Raw genomic sequence first — 17138 nt, forward strand, 5'->3', positions numbered from 1 at the left:
CGGTCCTCACTCCTGCTGGCCAATTGGCTGATTCTTACGGGCTCGGCGTTTTCGCGTGGCTCCCGCCATGGGCCGATGCACAACTTCGCTGGGTGCGTGGGGCCGCGCCATATCTCCTCGGTTTCGTGGCAGTCACGCTCGGCCTCTTCGAAATTCGGAAAGGCCTCTGGAGAGACGCCCTTGCTGGCGTTGGCGGCATTGTCTGCGCGTACGCGGCCAGCGGTCTGCTGAAAAACCTCATGCTCGACAGGCCGTATTTCGGCGAATTCGGCTACACGTTCAATACCTACCCGAGCGGCCACGTGGCGGTGAGCATGTTAGCGGGAATCATGGTCGTGCGGATGCTGCCTGGCAGCCATACGCGCATCGTGGCCGCGTACGGCCTCACGGCCTGCGTCACGCTGGTGGGCATCTCATCGGTGACTTCGTTGGCTCATCGCCCCAGCGACGTGCTTGGCGGGCTCGCTCTGTCAGGCATTATCGCCCCGTGGGCTGTCCGTGCGCGTCTTCCCTCACTGCGCCGCTTCAGCGCACATCTTCACGGCCCGTTCGGCGCTGCCGCTGCAGGTCTGATCAGCCTGGCAGCGTTGGCTCCCTTCGCGGGCGTCAGCGTGGGCACGATCGCCTACTTCACGACGGCCACGCTGGTGACGACGGCACTCCTGGTCTGGGTGTCCACCTCGGAGTGCGTCAGGCCACCTCCTCACTGTCATCCGAGAGGTAGGCGGAGGCCTGAAGCCTGAAGAGCTCGGCATATCGTCCCCCCAGGCGCATGAGTTCGTCGTGCGTGCCCTGCTCCGTAACATGGCCCTCATCGAGAACATAAATTCGGTCGGCGTTTCGCACCGTCGAGAATCGGTGGGAGATGACGAGCGCCGAGCGGCCGCGCAAAACCGTGCGCAATGAAGAGTACAGCTCGTATTCTGCCCGCGGGTCGAGGGCCGACGACGGTTCGTCCAAGACGACGAGCGGGGCGTCACGGTAAAACGCGCGCGCGATCGCCATCCGCTGCCACTGCCCACCGGACAGATCTCGACCGCCCTCAAAGATGCGCGTCAGCGGAGTGTCAAGGCCGTCGGGAAGGTCGCTCAGAAACCCCGAGGCTCCGGATGCTGCAGCCGCAGCCCATACGGCATCGATGTCGGGCGCAGCATCCGGTTTTCCGAAGGCAATGTTTGTCGACGCGCTCATGGCATAGCGAACGAAATCCTGAAATATCACCGCTGTGCTCGCGCGGAGTGTGCCCGCTGGAAGGGTATCGACATCCTGCCCGTCCCAGAAAACACCCCCACGGTCAACCGGATACAGGCCCGCGACGACCTTTGCCAACGTCGTCTTTCCTGACCCGTTCTCACCAACGAGGGCAACGACCTCACCCTTGCCGATGCGAATGCTGACCCCGTCGACGGCGGGGTCGTCGCGCCCCGGGTAAGTGAATGACGCATCCGAGACGTCAATGCGAGAGAATTCGCGCGCCTCAGCAGCGGTGTTCCCGTGCGGATCGTCGGCATTCATCGAGATGAACTCCCGCAGGTCGTCAATGAAAAGGCCCGATTCAAAGATGGTCTGGACACCCCCGGCCAGCGCCTGCACCTGCGAAGAGAGCATTCGCACGGCAACGAGAGCCGCTCCAGCGGCTGCGATGCTTATCTGACCAAGAGTGATCAGCCAGACGAGCACGAGCAATGTTGCACCCAGCACCAGGGCCGCAGTAAACTGCCCGATCACGCTGTACATTGCACGTCGGCGAAGGTGCCGACCCAAGTCAACGAGATACCTCCCGTAGATGTGGTCGAACCTCGCGCGAAGTGTCCGGGCGAGCCCGAATGCCCGAATTTCCTTCGCCTCGTCCCGTCCGGTGAGCAGGAGCGACGTGTACGCTCTCTGGCGCATCGGCTGCGTCTGGTCGACGCTGAAACGGAACTCCAACCGACTCTCTCGGCGGCTTGTGAAGAGCACGGGGATCCCACTGATCATTAGCAGTGGAAGAAGGACAGGGTGGAACGCGACGAGTGTGGCGGCGAGCCCGATTCCAGCCGCCGTCGCACCAATGACGGAAATCACGCCGTTTGTCACAAGAAACGGGCGCGTCAAAGCGCTGGTGCGCACGCGATCGAGTCGGTCAAAGAACTCCGGTGATTCGAATGTCTTCAACCCGACGCCCGTCGAGACATCCAACAGGCGATGCCACATCGACCGCGCGACCGACTCGCCGACGAAACGACTGAGTGACCCCTGGACAGAGCCGACAACGGCTCCCAGCGCCGTCAGCGTGGCCAGTGCCACAACCGCAAGCACAAGAGCGCTGACCGAGGCCGACTCACTCCCCAGATCAAGGATGCCCGCCAGCACCCATTGCACGGCAAGCACCTGGCCGGCCAGCACGGCCGCTCCGGCAAGCTGCAAGACGACGAGCCAGACGAACGAGCTTCGCGACGCGGTCCACACAAGCGACAGGCTGAACGACACCAGCCGGTACAACCGACGAGGGCTCTTGGATGACGCGGGAACCTCTGCTATCGCCACATGGCGAGCATAACCACGAGATTGTCACCAGGCCGAGGCCCCGGGCCACATCCATCACCCCCAATTCGAGGGTTCTTCACGTTTTGCCTGGAGTTTTTATTGTGAGGCTTACTCATGTTTGCTAGCGTTTGAGCACCTCGTGGGAACTCTCGGCGAGGCACAACCTTGGAACAGAGGAGAGAATCATGGCATACGAAGCACCGACGATCACGGAGGTCGGCCGGTTTTCCGACATCACGCTCGGCGCGATTGCGCCGCTCGACTGGGACGACAGCACCTATTTCTGGGGCGCATCGTCATCACCAGCAGGTTCGCGCTAACGAGCGGAGGCTGCGGCGAGTGGCGCTCGCGCCTCTCGCCGCTGTCGTATCATGGCTCAGTTCATCAGACTCACGGCGGAAGAGCAGACCTATGCCTTCCCCTGGACCGATCACGCGATTGCAACGCCGCACACGCGTAAGGTTCGCGATTCGCCCCGGACCGTCCTCGAGCGCGTCGTCGCTTCGGCGTTCTCCGATCGGCCCGTCTACGTCTTGTTCTCTGGTGGACGAGACTCGTCAGCGGTTCTCGCTCTCGCCATTCGAGAAGCACGGCGGCTGGGCGCGGATGACCCGGTCCCAGTCATCATCCGGCACCGTAACGCCCCCCGGAGTGAAGAGCGCGAATGGCAAGAGCTTGTGCTGGATCATCTCGCTGTGTCGTCGCCACGTGTCGTCAACTTTCACGGTGAACAGTCGCTCCTCAGTGAGGCGGCGACCGAAAGTCTTCGCCAGCACGGACTGCTCTGGCCCCCCGCGCTCCATCTGCACCGCGCGATCTACCGCACACTCGAGCCAGGAACCATCCTCACCGGAGAAGGCGGCGATCTGATCATCGAAGGGCGACGCATCACGCCGTTGGCTGACGCCCTGCGCCAGGGTCGACTACGGACATCACTCCGCGCCGCCCGGCAACTGATGCGCGAGACAAAAGTTCGCTCACAACTGGCAGAACGATTGACCGAGGCTTCGCCATGGCTGACGCCCCAAGCCCGACGTCACCTCTACTCCGCCGTCGACTCGCCTCCCGAGCCTCTGCGGTGGAACCGTTCGCTAAAGTCTGACACGAGCACACGGCCCGCCGTTCTCGCTCGTTCGAACTTCGAGTCCGTCGTGCGTGCCCATGGACACATTCCCCTCAACCCCCTCGAGAACGCCGAGTTCGTGCGCTCGCTCGAACACGCTGGAGGCATGTTCGGACTCGGTAGTCGCACACAGATGATGCGTTATCTCTTTCATGATCTCCTTCCGGATGCTGTACTGAGTCGCACGTCAAAGGCCGCGTTCAATGAAACACGGTGGCTTGAATTGGAACACTCCTTCGCTCGTGATTGGCGAGGCGAGGGCATCGACCACGATCTCATCGATGCGGAGGCCCTGCGGCACGCGTGGCTCAGTCCGATGCCGTCGCCGCTGGCCGCTGTGCACCTGCACGCGGCGTGGCTTGATAAGAACAATGTACCGGTGGTGTCCGATGTCGCTTAGCCGCCGCATTCGCACGGTGCTCGCTCTCCCCCCGCGACGCTGGGCAGACATCGTCGTTATCACGATCATGGCTGCGCGCGTCGAAGTCGCTCTCCGAAAAGGCGGAGTGCACCGAGCTGCACGCATCGGCGCTGTGCACGTCGACATGGACGGCACGGCCTCTGCGCCGGGGACGCCCGCGGAGGCCGGGCTCACGCCGCGCGAGCTCGAGAAGCTCGACACCGCATGGCGGGTGCTGCGACACGGCCCTTTCAACGGAACGTGCCTTCGCCGCGCTCTCGTCGGAGGCTACGTTCTCCGGCATCACCGCCCCTTGCTTCGCATCGGCGTCAGTAAAGCAGACGGAACCGTCGCAGCCCACGCATGGGTAGACGTGCACGGCGTCAGCCTGGATCCAGACGGCTCCGGACAGTACTCACCTCTCACCTCACCGACGGCGGTAACGACATGACAAGCACAACCTTGTACGGGCTGGCACTCGATGCAGATTTTGAGCTGCACGACGCGGCCGAGCCCTCAGACTCGCCATCCGACGTGACGGTGCGAACGGGCCTCCCCATCGAGCAGTGGGCGGCCCAGCCCGAGGGCGAGACGCTGCTGCACTTCGAGACGGACGAGCCCTGGTACACGCTCGTTCGTGATGCGACCGGACGCCTGCACTTCCGCGTGCACTCGGTATGCGACTACCTCATCTCTTCGGATCTGACAGAGATCGAGCTCCGCATGCACAGCGCCTCCCGCCCGGGCATGGACGGAATCATGACCACGGGGACCCTGCTGTCACTTCTCCTGTATCTTCGCGGCTGTCCTGTCCTGCACGGCAGCGCGGTGGACGTCGAGGGAAGTGCCATCGCGTTTGTCGGCCACTCCGGCCAAGGAAAAACCACGATGGCGACGCTCCTCTGCACCGAAGGAGCCCGCGCCGTCACCGATGATGTGCTCGTCGTCGACGATTCTGACGGGTTCCCGGTCGTGCGACGCGGCTCCCGCGAGCTTCGCTTGCGCACGGGCACTGGCACTGACGAGCTCATCGCTCAGATCAGCAATACCCGCTTCCGACTCAGCGCCGACGAACGCCGAGTAATCGCTCCCACGCATTCCGCCGCCGAGCACCTCCCCTTGCGAGCAATTGTGATTCCGCGACCGACGCGAGATGGATCGCCGCTGCGATTCGAGCGGCTCGCGGGAAAGGCCGCCGCCTTCGCACTGCTGTCGTACCCCCGCCTGATGGGGTGGCGCGCACCGGAAGTGCTGACACGAACCTTTGAGCGTGCTTCGTCGTTGGCGACGCAGGTTCCCGTGCTCATCGGACATATCCCCTGGGGGCCACCATTCCCCACAGGCGTGACGAGTGCTCTTCTTGCGGAAGCAGACGCGTGACGCCCGAACGTCGCCCGCTCGCCTCGCTGCTCATCGACAGTGCTGCAGGCACCAACAGCGGCGCTCCTCTTCCGCCGGATATTGACGGACACCCCCTCATGAATGCCGGCCGCATGCACCGTGTCCTTCCCGCTCTCAGGCGTCGGGTGAACGGCCGCACCGAAGCCGATCCCTGGATGACCGCCCTCAACACGCTGCGGCACCAGCAGCTGCTTCGGCACATGCAGGCTGGGCACGAACTGGGATCCGTCTCGCGCGCATTCGCCGACGCGACGATACGCTGGGCCGTCTCAAAGGGCCCGGTTCTCAGCGACATCGTCTGGCCGTACCCCGATATGCGGGAATACACGGACGTCGACGTATTCGTGCATCCTGCGGACTTTGCCCGGGCGCTGGCCGTGCTCGAAGCATCCGGTTTCTCGTTGGTTGACCGCAACTGGCCCGAGATGCGCCGCCTCTCACGTGCTGAAGTGGCGATGACCGGCCCCACCGGAATTGCCTTCGACGTTCACTGGGATATCGCTGTCACTCCACGAGCGCGCTCGACGTTTCGCATCAACCTGCCGACGATGCTGTCGCGTGTGCGGCACGTGACCCTGGGAACCGGCGTCACTGTTCCCGTTTTCGACCCAACAGATCTGCTGCTGCACGTCGCCTTCCATGCCGCGCAGAACGGGGCCAACCGGCTGGTATGGGTCGCCGATGTTCTGCACTGCACCCAGCACGCGTCGATCCACTGGCAGCGGCTGACCTCAGACGCGATACATGCGCGCATCGCTACCCCCGTCGCGATGGTGCTCGAACGCGTCGAGCGAACGTTCGGCGTCTCACTCCCCCTACCCGCCACGCTGCGCTCCTATTCCGTCACAACGTTCTCGGGCCGAACCGCACGGCTGCGCGATGCGTCGCGCCCTTTTCCGGGCCTTCCCGACGATCCTGCGCTTTCCGGGCTGGAGTTCTCGAGCGCCCGTGACACCGCACTCGGCTCGCTCGGCTCTGCCCTGTGGCAGTGGGCAGACGTACGCCGCATTGAAGCGCGAGTGCGCCGAAACGGAGCTGATGCCAATCCGCTCGATGACGACGTTCCTGACGCCGCCGCTCGCCGCGACTATCTGCGCGACGTGCTCTCGGCTACCCCCTCTGCGTAGTGAGCTGAGCGACTGAGGGCCACGCACTCTCGAACGTGTCCGCGAGCTGCGCCAGGGCTCACAACGAGATCGTCAGTTTGGAGACGGCAAAAGCCTCGGCATACCGCGTCGATGCTTCCGCACCGCGAATCCGCATGATGCTGAGGAAGAATTCTTCATCCCACCACGCACGCGCGTGCTGACTGGGGAATGCCTCACACAAGTGCGCGACCTTCTCAGCGGCAACATCATCCGCGATCGGCAGGTAGGTGTTGGGGCGCCCCAGATCGCCGTCCCATTTGGGAATCTCATAGTGCAACAAGAGCGGCCCGCGCCAGACGGACGGCGCAAGTGCACCAATGAGTGCGTGGTCTTGATGCGCGTCGTCCGCGCGAGGAACGAAAACAACGTCGGGCACGGGCGAGCGGTCGCGAAAGTCGTGCAGGGCGTCCTTCACGGCAGCCCAATGAGCGGGAAGTCGGGCATCGGGGAATCCGGGAAGAGTCGGCTCCTGCGAGACGCCAAAAAGCTGTGCCCCATGACAAGCCTCTGCGCGTCGCTCCTCAGTTCCCGTCAACACCAACGTGCGAACATCAGCGTCACCACGTCCGCGCAGACTGAGCAGCGCGCCACCGCATCCAATTTCGATGTCGTCTGGGTGGGCCCCGACAGCGAGCACAGTGACCGGGCCCGAATCCAAGTTCAGATGCGCACTCACGATGCCACGGCTATGAGACGAGCTGCATACTGGCAGCACTACGCTTCTTCCAGACTTCCCAGGGTGCCTCACCGCTTGCGTGCAGCTCTTCCAGGTACGCGCGCTCCTTGAGGGTGTCCATGCACGCCCAGAAGCCCGTGTACCGGTTCGCTGTGAATCGGCCATCTGCAGCGGCCCGCGTGCACGCGTTCATCACGAGATCGTCTCCCGGCTCGAGATAGTCAAAAATTCCCTGCCGCAGCACGAAGAAGCCTCCGTTGATCCACATGTCCATTCCGGCGACGGCTTCGATGCCCGTCATCTGCCCTTCGGTCCCGAAGCCAAGCACGTGGAAGGAGTCCTGAGGCGGCACCGCGAGAAGGCTGCCAACGCTTGACTCGGGGAGCGAACGGATGAGGCTGTTCATATCGACGTCCGACAGTCCGTCACCATAGTTGGCGAGAAACACGTCGTCGGACACCACGTACGGACGGACACGCCGCAGCCGCTCGCCGATTGCTGTCGATTGCCCGGTGTCGACGAATGTGATCGTCCAGTCCGAGATATCCGTGTCGAACATCTCAATCGTGCGGCCGCCATCCGAAAGGCGAAAATCGTTCGACCCCGTCTCTCGATATGAGAGAAAGTAGTCCTTGATCGCTGCGGCCCCGTACCCGAGACAGAGGATGAAATCCGTGTGCCCGTGTGAGGCATACCAGCGCATAATATGCCAGAGCATGGGCCGATCGCCGATCATGGTCATCGGCTTGGGCAACGAGTCGTTGTCGGCGCGGATTCGCATTCCCATGCCACCGCAGAACAATACGACCTTCATCTCAGACCTCCAGTTTGCGCGGAGCAGCGAACTCGCGGATCGCCGGCGCTACAGGCCGCCCGACGAGGAGCCCCTCCGTCGTCCCCGACTCGATCGCACGCGCATATACCTCGGAGGCACGTCGAAACGCCTCCACCGTGACGCCGATGTCGTCGTCAGTATGCGCGGCAGAAATCACCAGTGATTGGCAGAGCACTCCGTGACGGAGAAGTTCCTGCAGCAGAAGCGCGCGATATGCCTGCGACGGTGCGCCCGCAGCATCCCTCGTACCGAAGACGAGAGCAGAGGCCCGCCCGAATACGCTAATGAAGTCGCTCATGCCCGCCGCCGCGATCGCGTCGAGCAACGCAATCTGCAGCTTCGCACCCGCTGCTTCCATCTCCGCCACGACGTCGCGCTCGGAATACGAATCCGCGACCGCGAGATACGCGGCAAGGCCGGTCGTTTCAGCGCCGTGCGTATTGGACAGGAGAAAAACCCGGGATTTGTCGGTGTTGAGTCCTCCGAGCTCCATGATCTCGCGTGCGCCCGCGAGGGCAGAGACGCTGAACCCGTTCCCGAGAGCCTTTCCCCACGTGGAGAGATCGGGGGTGACCCCGTACACCGATTGCGCGCCAGCGGATGACCACCGCATGCCGGTGATCATCTCGTCGAAGATGAGCACAGCTCCATCGCGGTCTGCCAACTCGCGCACTCCCTCGAGGAAGCCAGCCTGCGGCTCACGCGTCCCCGTCGCGGGCTCGAGCACGATTCCGGCGATCTGGCCGGGATGCTTCACCAGCAAAGTTCTCAGCGACTCAAGGTCGTTGAAGTCGAACGACACGGTCAGGTCTCCGACAGCACGCGGGATCCCACTGGACATGGCGGTCGTCGTCATGAACCAGTCGTCAACGGAGAAGAACGGCTGGGTCCGACAGACCGCGACCAGGTCTCTCCCGGTAGCGGCTCGTGCCAGCTTCACCGCCGCGGTCGTGACATCAGAGCCATTCTTTGCGAACTTGACCATGTCAACCGTGGGAACCATGTCGAGAAATCTTTCGGCGGCCTGCACCTCCCACACGGACGGTCGCGTGAAATTCACGCCGGAACGTGCCGCTTCGCAGACCCGCTGCACAACGGGTGCGTACCCATGGCCGAGCGTGACCGATTTCAGGCCAGCTCCATACTCAACAAACCAGTTCCCGTCGACATCGTACACACGTGCGCCCTCGCCACGGACGATGATGGGAGCAATTCCGTCTGGGAACTGATCGGAGCCTCGGGCGTTCGTGTGAGCTCCACCGGGAACCATCTCATGAAGGCGAGTCTGGGCTCGACTCGATTGGGCGAAATTCCGCTCGCGTTCGGGCATTTCCACTCCCCTCATCTGCTGATTCACCGGATAGCCGAAACATTACCCGGGCCAGCAAACATGAGCTACCCTCACTTAGGGGGACAGCAGAGTACCCCCTGCGTGACGGTGTCAGTTCTCGTACAAGAGCTTCTTGTCACGAAGCTGCTGCACGAAGGTGCTCGTGTCCTGCTCGGCGGTAGCCGCATCGACGCCGAACTTCTCCGTGAGTGCACCGACGAGATCTTCCATCGAGCGGTCCTCTCTCAGCTCCTTTGCGAGCACAGCTCCCGTGACGTTCGTCGTCAGATACACGGAAGACTCCATGTCTAGGATGACGAGCTCTCCGTCGATCTCCTGCCAGGTGACTCCCTCAGTTCGCAGCTTCATATCGTCTCCTCTTCGTTGGCGTCCTACCCCGCGCTTCTGCCCAGGCTTCCTCCACCACATCGGCTGTTCGTGTTATTGCAAACCGCTCACGCACGAGTGCGCGAGCGGTTTGCGCACGCTGCTGCGCGGCCGTTGGATCGTCAAGCACGGCACCAATCGCCTCTGCCAGCACCGCGGGATCGTTGGGGCGCACAAGCACACCCAGGTCAGTCGAACGCCATCCAGTGGGCGGCGGCACCACCGTTCCAGCGGCGGGATCGAGAATCTCCACGACGCCACCGGATTCGGTGGCAACGACGGGGACAGACGCGGCAAGTGCTTCAATGACGACCTGACCAAATGGCTCCGGAACCGGAGATGCATGCACCAGAACGCTCAAATGGCCGATCTGATCGGACACGTCGCGCGCCCACCCCGTGAAGTCCACGAGATCTGTCAGTTCGAGCCGTTCGACAAGGTTGCGCACACTGTCTTCGTAGTCCACCTCGCCAAAAAGGGCGCTCCCCACCACCCGGTACCGCACGCCGGATCGGGTCCGCGAGACGGCGTGGGCCGCTTCAACGAACAGCCCCTGCCCTTTGGTCGGGCTGATGCGCCCGACGATCCCGACGACGCGCGGATATTCCGGCGCTCGCTGGATAAAAGCCTCGTCGGCGAGCCCTGGATAGGCGACAACCGTCCGGCGTCGAGCGCGCACGGGGAGAGTCTCGCGAGTCGCGTTCGAATTGGCCACGATCACGCGTGGCCCGATGAGCGCAACCGTGCGCATCACTGCACGGAGCCGCTGAGGAAGATAGTCACGGGCAAGTCGATCGTGCAGGTGCCACGCCCAGCGCTGCCCGGCAAGAGGGGACGCAATTGCCGCAAAAACAGCCGCCTTGAGCGTGTTCGCGACGACGAGATCCGCCCCGCTTTCGCGGATGACAGCTCGAAGCCGGATGATGAAGCCCAACGCAGCGCCCAGGTACGACACTGTTCGAACGCCTCTGCCGATCTCGTCGCGGGATGCCGTTGCCACTCGAGCATCAACGCGACACACCGCTGTCGGAACGTCGGCTTCAGCGAGCGCAACCTCAAGCGGTCCGTGTGCAAAGAGCAGCACTCGAACGTCGTTGCCGCGTTCGCGAAGCACACGCACGAGACGGACGAGGGCGAGCTCAGCACCGCCTTCCTGCGCCGTGTGACTCAGCACAAGTGTGCACCGTTGGCTCATGTGCCCTCCTTGTGGGCTCACATTAGCAACGGACTTCGAACTATGGTTGTCCCCGTTCGGGGCGCACGCCTCGTCTTCGGGAAGGCATCCTCCATGAAAATCGCACTGGCGACGAGTTCCTACGCACCGCACGTGGGCGGAGTCGAGGAGCACGTACGGAACGTCGCCACGGTTTTGCATCGCAGAGGCCACGACGTCGCCGTGTGGACAATCGACCGTGACGGATCCTTCGCTGTCGATGTGCTCGATGGTATTCCGGTGTGGAGGCTGCCTGCCCCCTTGCCCTCACGATCCGTCCGCGACATCGCGCGATTCGTCAGAGCAGCACCGGGGGCATGGCGAGTGTGGAATCGCGCGTTCGACACGCTCCGTCCCGACCTCATTCACGTACACTGCTTCGGCCCGAACGGAACATTCGCGAATGCGCTTGCCGCAAGACGCCGCACGCCGCTCGTCGTGACCTCACACGGCGAGACGCTTGCCGACGACGCCGGCGTGTTCGAGCATTCCCAGCTGGCGCGTACGAGCCTGCGGTCCGCCATACGCCGAGCAGCCGCCGTGACCGGGTGTTCGAGCGTCGCCCTGAGCGACCTTGAAGAGCATTTTGGCCTCCCCCGTGGCGACGGCACCGTCGTCTTCAATGGCATCGATCTCGAGGAGCACGCGACACAGGCCCCCCGCCCGATTACAGGCATCTCCGGCAGATATGTTGCCGCTGTCGGGCGCCTTCAGCAGGTGAAGGGATTCGACCTGCTCGTCCGGGCTTTCGCCCGGGCGCGGCTCGGCCCCGAGGTGAGCCTCGTGATCGGCGGTGACGGGCCGGAGTCCGCCGTGCTGAGCGAACTTGCCGTGGACCTGGGAATCGCCGACCGAGTGGTCTTGCCCGGCCGACTCGACCGTGCACAGGTGGCGGGTCTGATGCGCGATGCTGCGATCGTAGCCGTTCCCAGCCGGTTCGAAGCATTCGGAATCGCCACACTTGAAGCGTGGCGCGCCGGAACACCGGTCGTCGCGACAACTCGTGGCGGGCCTCGGGAATTCGTCACGCATGGTGTGGACGGGTTGCTGTGCGATCCCACTGACACCGAGGTGTTCGCTGCGACACTGGCCGATGTTCTCGCCGACCCCGTGCACGCAGCATCCCTCGCCGAGAGCGGCCGCCGACGCGTCGATGCGTTCACGTGGGAACATACGACTCATGCCTATGAGGCGCTCTACTCCGCCATCTGTTGATTCAGCGTCGAGTAAGCAGCGCGATGAGGGGACGCGCAACCGGCACAAGCGCTCGAGGCATTCCATCGAGGATTGCCCGCGCGTCTCCCGGGTCGATCCCGGTGCCGAACACCCGCAGCAGAATCACGACGACGCCGACGCCGACGATGCCGCAGATGAACGCCTCGACAACCGCTGGCAGCTGCGCCAGAACCGCCACACCCCACGAGAGCCACGCGGCAGCGATTCCGCAGGCAACAGGCATCAGCATTCGCAGCACCGTGCTCAGGTGAATCTTGAGCGCGCGCGCCTCACCTTCCAGCAAGATGACCATCCGCGTCAGCACACCGGCAATGTTCGCGAACACGGCTCCCCACACCCCCAGCGGAGGGATCAGGAGAAGAGCTGCTGCGACATTGACGACAAGGGCAACAACGTTGACGACCAAGAGATGACGCGCCGACAATCGCGCAAGCGTGAAGGCCATGACCGGGGTTGACGCCACAGCGATTCCTCCCGCGCAGCCAAGTACGACGACAGGAAGTGCGGCACCCGCAAAATCAGTGCCGTAGAGCACCGGAACCAGTACGGCGATTGCGGGGATGCCGCCCGCAATGAGGATGCCGCTGACCGTGGACGATGCCCGCAGCGTTCGCGCGAAAGCTCGACCCATCGTGGTGCTGTCTGTCGTCTCAGACAAGCTCGACAACGCGGGGATGAGCGGCCCGGTAAACGCACGAGCCGGGGCGAAGACGTTGCCCGCGACACCGAACGCCAGTGCGAAGACGCCGACAGCCTCGGGGGTGCTCATCGCTTCGAGAATCACGACCTCGGTGCGAGACATGACCAGCTGCGCAACGAGCAATGAGACGCCCGTCGGAATCGCGAAGGACCAGAATCCCGTGGGGAATCGACGGGGCAGCTTCGGGCGAAGCACGGCACGTCGATAGCTCGCACGCAGCGGGATCAGAGCGAGCACCGCGGCGAGGCCTGCGGCTGCAATGCGCGTTGCCCAGACAGCATCCGCCTGACCGACGATCAGCACGGCGGCGACGACGGCTGCCTGAGTCACGAGGTTGCTCACCATCGCGAGCTTTGCATCGGCCGCCGTCTTATTCTCGATGGCCAAGCCAGACGAAGCCTCGCCGAAGTAGTTGGGCAGCAGAATGCCGAACACGATCGCGATCAGCATAAGAGGCGGAGGGACATCAACGACCAGCACAACGGCGATGATCAGCAAGGGAGCGAAGATGATGAGTCGAAAGCCCTGCGAAATGGCCAGGAGGTGCTCGACCTCGCCATAACGCGATGTGGAGTGCCGCCGGGCTCCGAATTGCACTAGCGCCGTACCGAGCCCCGCAGAGAGCACGGCACCGACAATTTCCATGAGCGTCGTCAGGTACGCCAGACGACCGAAGTCGACAACTCCGAGCACGCGGGCAACGATCAGTGTGCCAATGAAAGCCACAGGAATTGAAACCACGGTGTGGATGAGGGTCCAGCTCACCCCTTGCACAGCCCGGCGCTGAATGTCACCGCGATTAATGGGTGTGTTCTCGTCCACCGATTCTCCCGTCCGCAGATGCCTTAGCATACAGATGAGGATTCCTCAGGTCACTGGTTCGCGGGCCCCACCTTAGAGGCACATGTCTCCACTCACCCACAGAAGTCGCGCATCAACCTCGACGAGATGCGCGAATTGACCCCGAACTGGGGCATGTGAGTAATGCTCATTTTCCCCGTAGCATGATTCTATGTCTGCCACTCTGTCCCGTGATCGCACCGTGTGCCCCATTTATCACGTGATCACGCCCGGGGACCACTTCTCACCACTCACCGGATCAGCGATCCCGACCGTCGTCCATGGTCTCGCTACGGGGGCACGGTTGGCCGGCGATACCGCGAAATTTCCGCAGAACGTCGTCGTGCGAGTCGGCACGTTCACTCCGCGGTACCGATCGGCGAATGCCATCGAATTCAGGGGCCCTGACTACCCCTCGTTCGCGCATCGCGCCGCTGACACGGCTCGCGCACGTCTCGGCCTCTCACGCACCGCCGCGCGCCGCTACTACGCACCCGCCATCACCAGAATCCAGACTGCCCGTCCCGGAATCATCGTCGGACACAACGCCCCCATCGTCGCCGACTTCGCCGGTTCGCACCATCACGAAACCGTGCTTTACGCTCACAACGACGTCTTCCGCACGTATTCCCACGCTGAGGCCGAACGCATCGCCTCCGGCGCCTCGCACATCCTGTGCGTCAGCGAATCACTTGCGGGCGAGATCCGCTCCCACATTCCGCCCTCGTTGCACTACCGCATCCGTGTCGTTCCCAACGGTGTAGACACCGCCCAGTTCTCCCCGCCACCCGCCTCGGAAACCTCAGCGCCCGCCCTCCTCCGCGTTCTCTTCCTCGGCCGCACCATACCTGAGAAGGGCGCGGACACCCTTGTCGACGCGGTGGCGCTTCTGCCCCGCGACGACTTAGACACCCGCATCGTCGGCAGCCACGGCTTCGACGCACACGCGCCACTCTCCGCTTACGAACGTCGGCTGCGCGAACGAGCCGCCGACGCCCGGAGTTCCATCCGGTTCATACCGTTCGTCGACCGCATCCGTCTGCCCAGACTTCTGCAGACGGCAGATGTTCTGGTTGTGCCCTCCCGATGGAGCGAACCATCGACACTGACGATCGGCGAGGGGCTCGCCACGGGACTCGTCGTCATCGCGGCGCGCGTCGGTGGCATTCCCGAGGTCATCGGTGATGCCGGTCTGCTTGTCTCGCCCGACGACCCGATGGAACTGTGCAGCGCCCTCGCCCGCGTCGCCAGCGACCGCACGCTACGCGCAGACCTTCGCCATAGGGCGCTGACTCGCAGCCACAAGCGTGACTGGGAATGGGCATGGAACCGGTTTGCCGATGTGTTGACGGACATCCGGGTATCACGATGAAGGTACTCAGAATTGCCCACCATGGTGTGGTGACCGCGTGGCGCGAACGGGAGCGGCAGTTGAGACGACTCGGGCTCAACGTGACAATGCTTTCCGCACGCCGCTGGGACGAAGGCGGTCGGAACGTCACGTTCGACACGGCAGGCGACACGTTCGCGGCCGGGGTGAGAACGTTCGGACGACATCCCAATGCCTTCCTCTACAATCCGATACCCCTCTGGCGAGCTCTCGGGGAGCGTCCGGACATCATCGATCTCCACGAAGAGCCATTCTCGCTGGCGAGCGCCGAGGTTCTCTTACTGCGCGCCCTCCGGAGAATGCGAACGCCGTTCATCTTCTACTCCGCGCAGAACATCGAGAAGCGCTACCCCATACCGTTCCGCTGGTTCGAGGCCTATGCATTGAAGCACGCAAGCGGCGCATACGTGTGCAATAGCGATGCGGGTGCCATTCTGAGCCGAAAAGGCATGCGCGGCACGTGCCATGTGATCCCCCTTGGCGTTGACACCGAGCAGTTCACCCCGGTCGACCGAAGCACTCCATCGAATCGCCCCGTCGTCGGATACGTGGGCCGGCTGGAAACGCACAAGGGCTGCGACGTGCTGCTGCGAGCGGCGAGCATGAATCCCGCGTGGGACGTGCGCATTACGGGTGAAGGTGATGCCTACTCCGACCTGGTGGCGCTGTGCGACATGCTGGGTATCGCTGACCGGGTCTCATTTCTCGGCTTCGCCGAGGATGCCGAACTCGCTCAGAGGTACCAGGAGCTTGATGTGCTCGCCGTTCCCTCTCAGAATACCCCGCGGTGGCTTGAGCAATTCTGCCGCGTGGCCGTCGAGGCAATGGCGTCCGGCGTTCCGGTGGTTGCGAGCCGGAGCGGGGCACTGCCCGATGTGCTCGGGGACGTCGGCGTTCTCGCGACTCCGGGCGATCCGCGAGCGCTGAGCGAGGGAGTCGCCCGGGCGCTGGCCGTCGACACGTGGACCGACCTCAGGGCCCGAGGTCTCAACCGTGCGAAATCGTTCAACTGGCCGCACCTCGCCCAGGAACACAGGGAGCTGTACGCCGAAACCATGAGCGAAAACAGCCTCGGCCGAGACAGCGGACCCCACGTCGTCGTGGTCGCCTATGGCTCTCCCGACTTGCTTGACGGGGCACTGCACAGCCTTGATGGCCGGCTCTCCGTCACAATCGTCGACAATTCATCTTCGCCCGCAACCCGCAAGGTCGCGGACCGCCATCACGCGCACTATCTCGATCCAGGCCGAAACCTTGGTTTCGGTGCGGGCGTCAACGTCGCATTGCGCTGGCTCGCGGACAACGGATTGAGCTCCCGCGATGTCCTCCTGCTGAACCCGGATGCCCGGATCAGCGCTGAGCATGTGGCCGTCATGCACGAACTGTTGCATTCACGACCACGCATCGCCGCGGTCGGCGCTACCCAAGCAGATCCATCAAACGGTCAATCCACCCGCGTGTGGTGGCCGTTCCCGCATCCCGTTCGCGCCTGGCTCGAGGCACTCGGGTTGGGAAAGCTCAACCGAGCGCACGGATTTGCCATCGGCTCGGTGCTGCTGCTTCGATCTGAGGCGGTCGCTCACGTTGGGTACTTTGATGAGCGGTTCTTCCTCTACGCGGAGGAGACGGACTGGCAGAAGCGCGCCGTCGACAGCGACTGGTCGATTGCCGTCGCCCCCGTCGACGCCACCCACATCGGAGGAGCAACAAGTAACGATGGCTCACTTCGCGAACGGCACTTCCACGCGAGTGGCGAGCTGTACCAGCGAAAACACTATGGGGCGTTGGGCTGGCAGATCTACAGAGGCGGGGTCATCGCCGGCTCCCTTGTGCGCTCGCTCGTCCTGCCTCATGGCAGAAGACAGTCTGCCGCGGCGCGACTCCGGCTCTATTTGCGCGGTCCCGCACGGGCGGTGCAGACATCGTGATTCAG

At 63.5% G+C, this 17138-nt stretch carries 16 protein-coding genes; 9 read left to right on the forward strand and 7 right to left on the reverse strand.

Features of this window, described 5'->3' with window-relative positions; translation table 11 throughout:
* Positions 1-125 precede the first annotated feature (125 nt).
* Positions 126-743 carry a phosphatase PAP2 family protein gene (locus tag OK352_RS11395; RefSeq protein ID WP_265141604.1) on the forward strand — a complete coding sequence of 206 codons (618 nt, stop codon included), beginning with the start codon at positions 126-128 and terminating at the stop codon, positions 741-743.
* Here OK352_RS11395 and OK352_RS11400 read toward each other — a convergent pair.
* Positions 691-2526: an ABC transporter ATP-binding protein gene (locus tag OK352_RS11400; RefSeq protein ID WP_265141605.1), complete on the reverse strand. Its 1836-nt coding sequence runs from the start codon at positions 2524-2526 to the stop codon at positions 691-693. The two genes, OK352_RS11395 and OK352_RS11400, sit on opposite strands and share 53 nt — an antisense overlap.
* Positions 2527-2711: 185 nt before the next feature.
* On the opposite strand from OK352_RS11400, the gene OK352_RS11405 reads away from it, so the two are divergent.
* From OK352_RS11405 to OK352_RS11425, 5 genes are read left to right on the forward strand one after another with little or no spacing between them, the layout of a single operon-like run.
* A complete protein-coding gene (locus OK352_RS11405) occupies positions 2712-2846 on the forward strand; it encodes a lasso RiPP family leader peptide-containing protein (RefSeq protein ID WP_265141606.1) in 135 nt (44 codons plus the stop codon).
* 51 nt (positions 2847-2897) lie between these two features.
* The gene (locus tag OK352_RS11410) at positions 2898-4049 is read left to right on the forward strand and encodes an asparagine synthase-related protein (RefSeq protein WP_265141607.1); all 1152 of its coding nucleotides are present in this window, start codon (positions 2898-2900) and stop codon (positions 4047-4049) included.
* Entirely contained in the window at positions 4039-4500 is a 462-nt protein-coding gene (locus tag OK352_RS11415) for a lasso peptide biosynthesis B2 protein (protein ID WP_265141608.1), read from the forward strand. Before OK352_RS11410 ends, OK352_RS11415 begins: the two co-directional genes overlap by 11 nt.
* The gene (locus tag OK352_RS11420; protein ID WP_265141609.1) at positions 4497-5429 is read left to right on the forward strand and encodes a P-loop NTPase family protein; all 933 of its coding nucleotides are present in this window, start codon (positions 4497-4499) and stop codon (positions 5427-5429) included. Before OK352_RS11415 ends, OK352_RS11420 begins: the two co-directional genes overlap by 4 nt.
* The gene (locus OK352_RS11425; RefSeq protein ID WP_265141610.1) at positions 5426-6577 is read left to right on the forward strand and encodes a nucleotidyltransferase family protein; all 1152 of its coding nucleotides are present in this window, start codon (positions 5426-5428) and stop codon (positions 6575-6577) included. The genes OK352_RS11420 and OK352_RS11425 overlap by 4 nt, the downstream gene beginning before the upstream one ends.
* 58 nt (positions 6578-6635) lie before the next feature.
* Here OK352_RS11425 and OK352_RS11430 read toward each other — a convergent pair whose 3' ends face one another.
* The 5 genes from OK352_RS11430 to OK352_RS11450 all read right to left on the reverse strand — a co-directional run bounded on the left by OK352_RS11430 (position 6636) and on the right by OK352_RS11450 (position 11021).
* On the reverse strand, positions 6636-7274 hold the full coding sequence (locus OK352_RS11430; protein ID WP_265141611.1) for a PIG-L deacetylase family protein: 639 nt from the start codon (positions 7272-7274) through the stop codon (positions 6636-6638).
* A gap of 10 nt (positions 7275-7284) precedes the next feature.
* Complete coding sequence (locus OK352_RS11435; RefSeq protein WP_265141612.1) at positions 7285-8061, reverse strand: glycosyltransferase family protein; 777 nt, start codon at positions 8059-8061, stop codon at positions 7285-7287.
* Positions 8062-8089: 28 nt separating this feature from the next.
* Complete coding sequence (locus tag OK352_RS11440) at positions 8090-9439, reverse strand: glutamate-1-semialdehyde 2,1-aminomutase (RefSeq protein WP_265141613.1); 1350 nt, start codon at positions 9437-9439, stop codon at positions 8090-8092.
* Positions 9440-9550: 111 nt separating this feature from the next.
* Positions 9551-9808, reverse strand: a complete 258-nt coding sequence (locus tag OK352_RS11445; protein ID WP_265141614.1) for a PqqD family protein — start codon at positions 9806-9808, stop codon at positions 9551-9553.
* Complete coding sequence (locus tag OK352_RS11450; protein ID WP_265141615.1) at positions 9792-11021, reverse strand: glycosyltransferase family 4 protein; 1230 nt, start codon at positions 11019-11021, stop codon at positions 9792-9794. The genes OK352_RS11445 and OK352_RS11450 overlap by 17 nt, the downstream gene beginning before the upstream one ends.
* Positions 11022-11114: 93 nt before the next feature.
* Here OK352_RS11450 and OK352_RS11455 point away from each other — a divergent pair, with 93 nt between their 5' ends.
* The gene (locus OK352_RS11455; protein WP_265141616.1) at positions 11115-12254 is read left to right on the forward strand and encodes a glycosyltransferase family 4 protein; all 1140 of its coding nucleotides are present in this window, start codon (positions 11115-11117) and stop codon (positions 12252-12254) included.
* Between the two features lies 1 nt (position 12255).
* On the opposite strand, the gene OK352_RS11460 is transcribed toward OK352_RS11455, so the two are convergent.
* The gene (locus OK352_RS11460) at positions 12256-13797 is read right to left on the reverse strand and encodes a lipopolysaccharide biosynthesis protein (RefSeq protein WP_265141617.1); all 1542 of its coding nucleotides are present in this window, start codon (positions 13795-13797) and stop codon (positions 12256-12258) included.
* 190 nt (positions 13798-13987) lie between these two features.
* On the opposite strand from OK352_RS11460, the gene OK352_RS11465 reads away from it, so the two are divergent.
* Together OK352_RS11465 and OK352_RS11470 are read left to right on the forward strand one after the other, a co-directional pair.
* Positions 13988-15187, forward strand: a complete 1200-nt coding sequence (locus OK352_RS11465) for a glycosyltransferase family 4 protein (RefSeq protein WP_265141618.1) — start codon at positions 13988-13990, stop codon at positions 15185-15187.
* Entirely contained in the window at positions 15184-17133 is a 1950-nt protein-coding gene (locus OK352_RS11470; protein WP_265141619.1) for a glycosyltransferase, read from the forward strand. Before OK352_RS11465 ends, OK352_RS11470 begins: the two co-directional genes overlap by 4 nt.
* Positions 17134-17138 lie beyond the last annotated feature (5 nt).

Origin of the sequence: Microbacterium sp. MPKO10 (assembly GCF_026107415.2) — a bacterium.
GTDB lineage: Bacteria > Actinomycetota > Actinomycetes > Actinomycetales > Microbacteriaceae > Paramicrobacterium.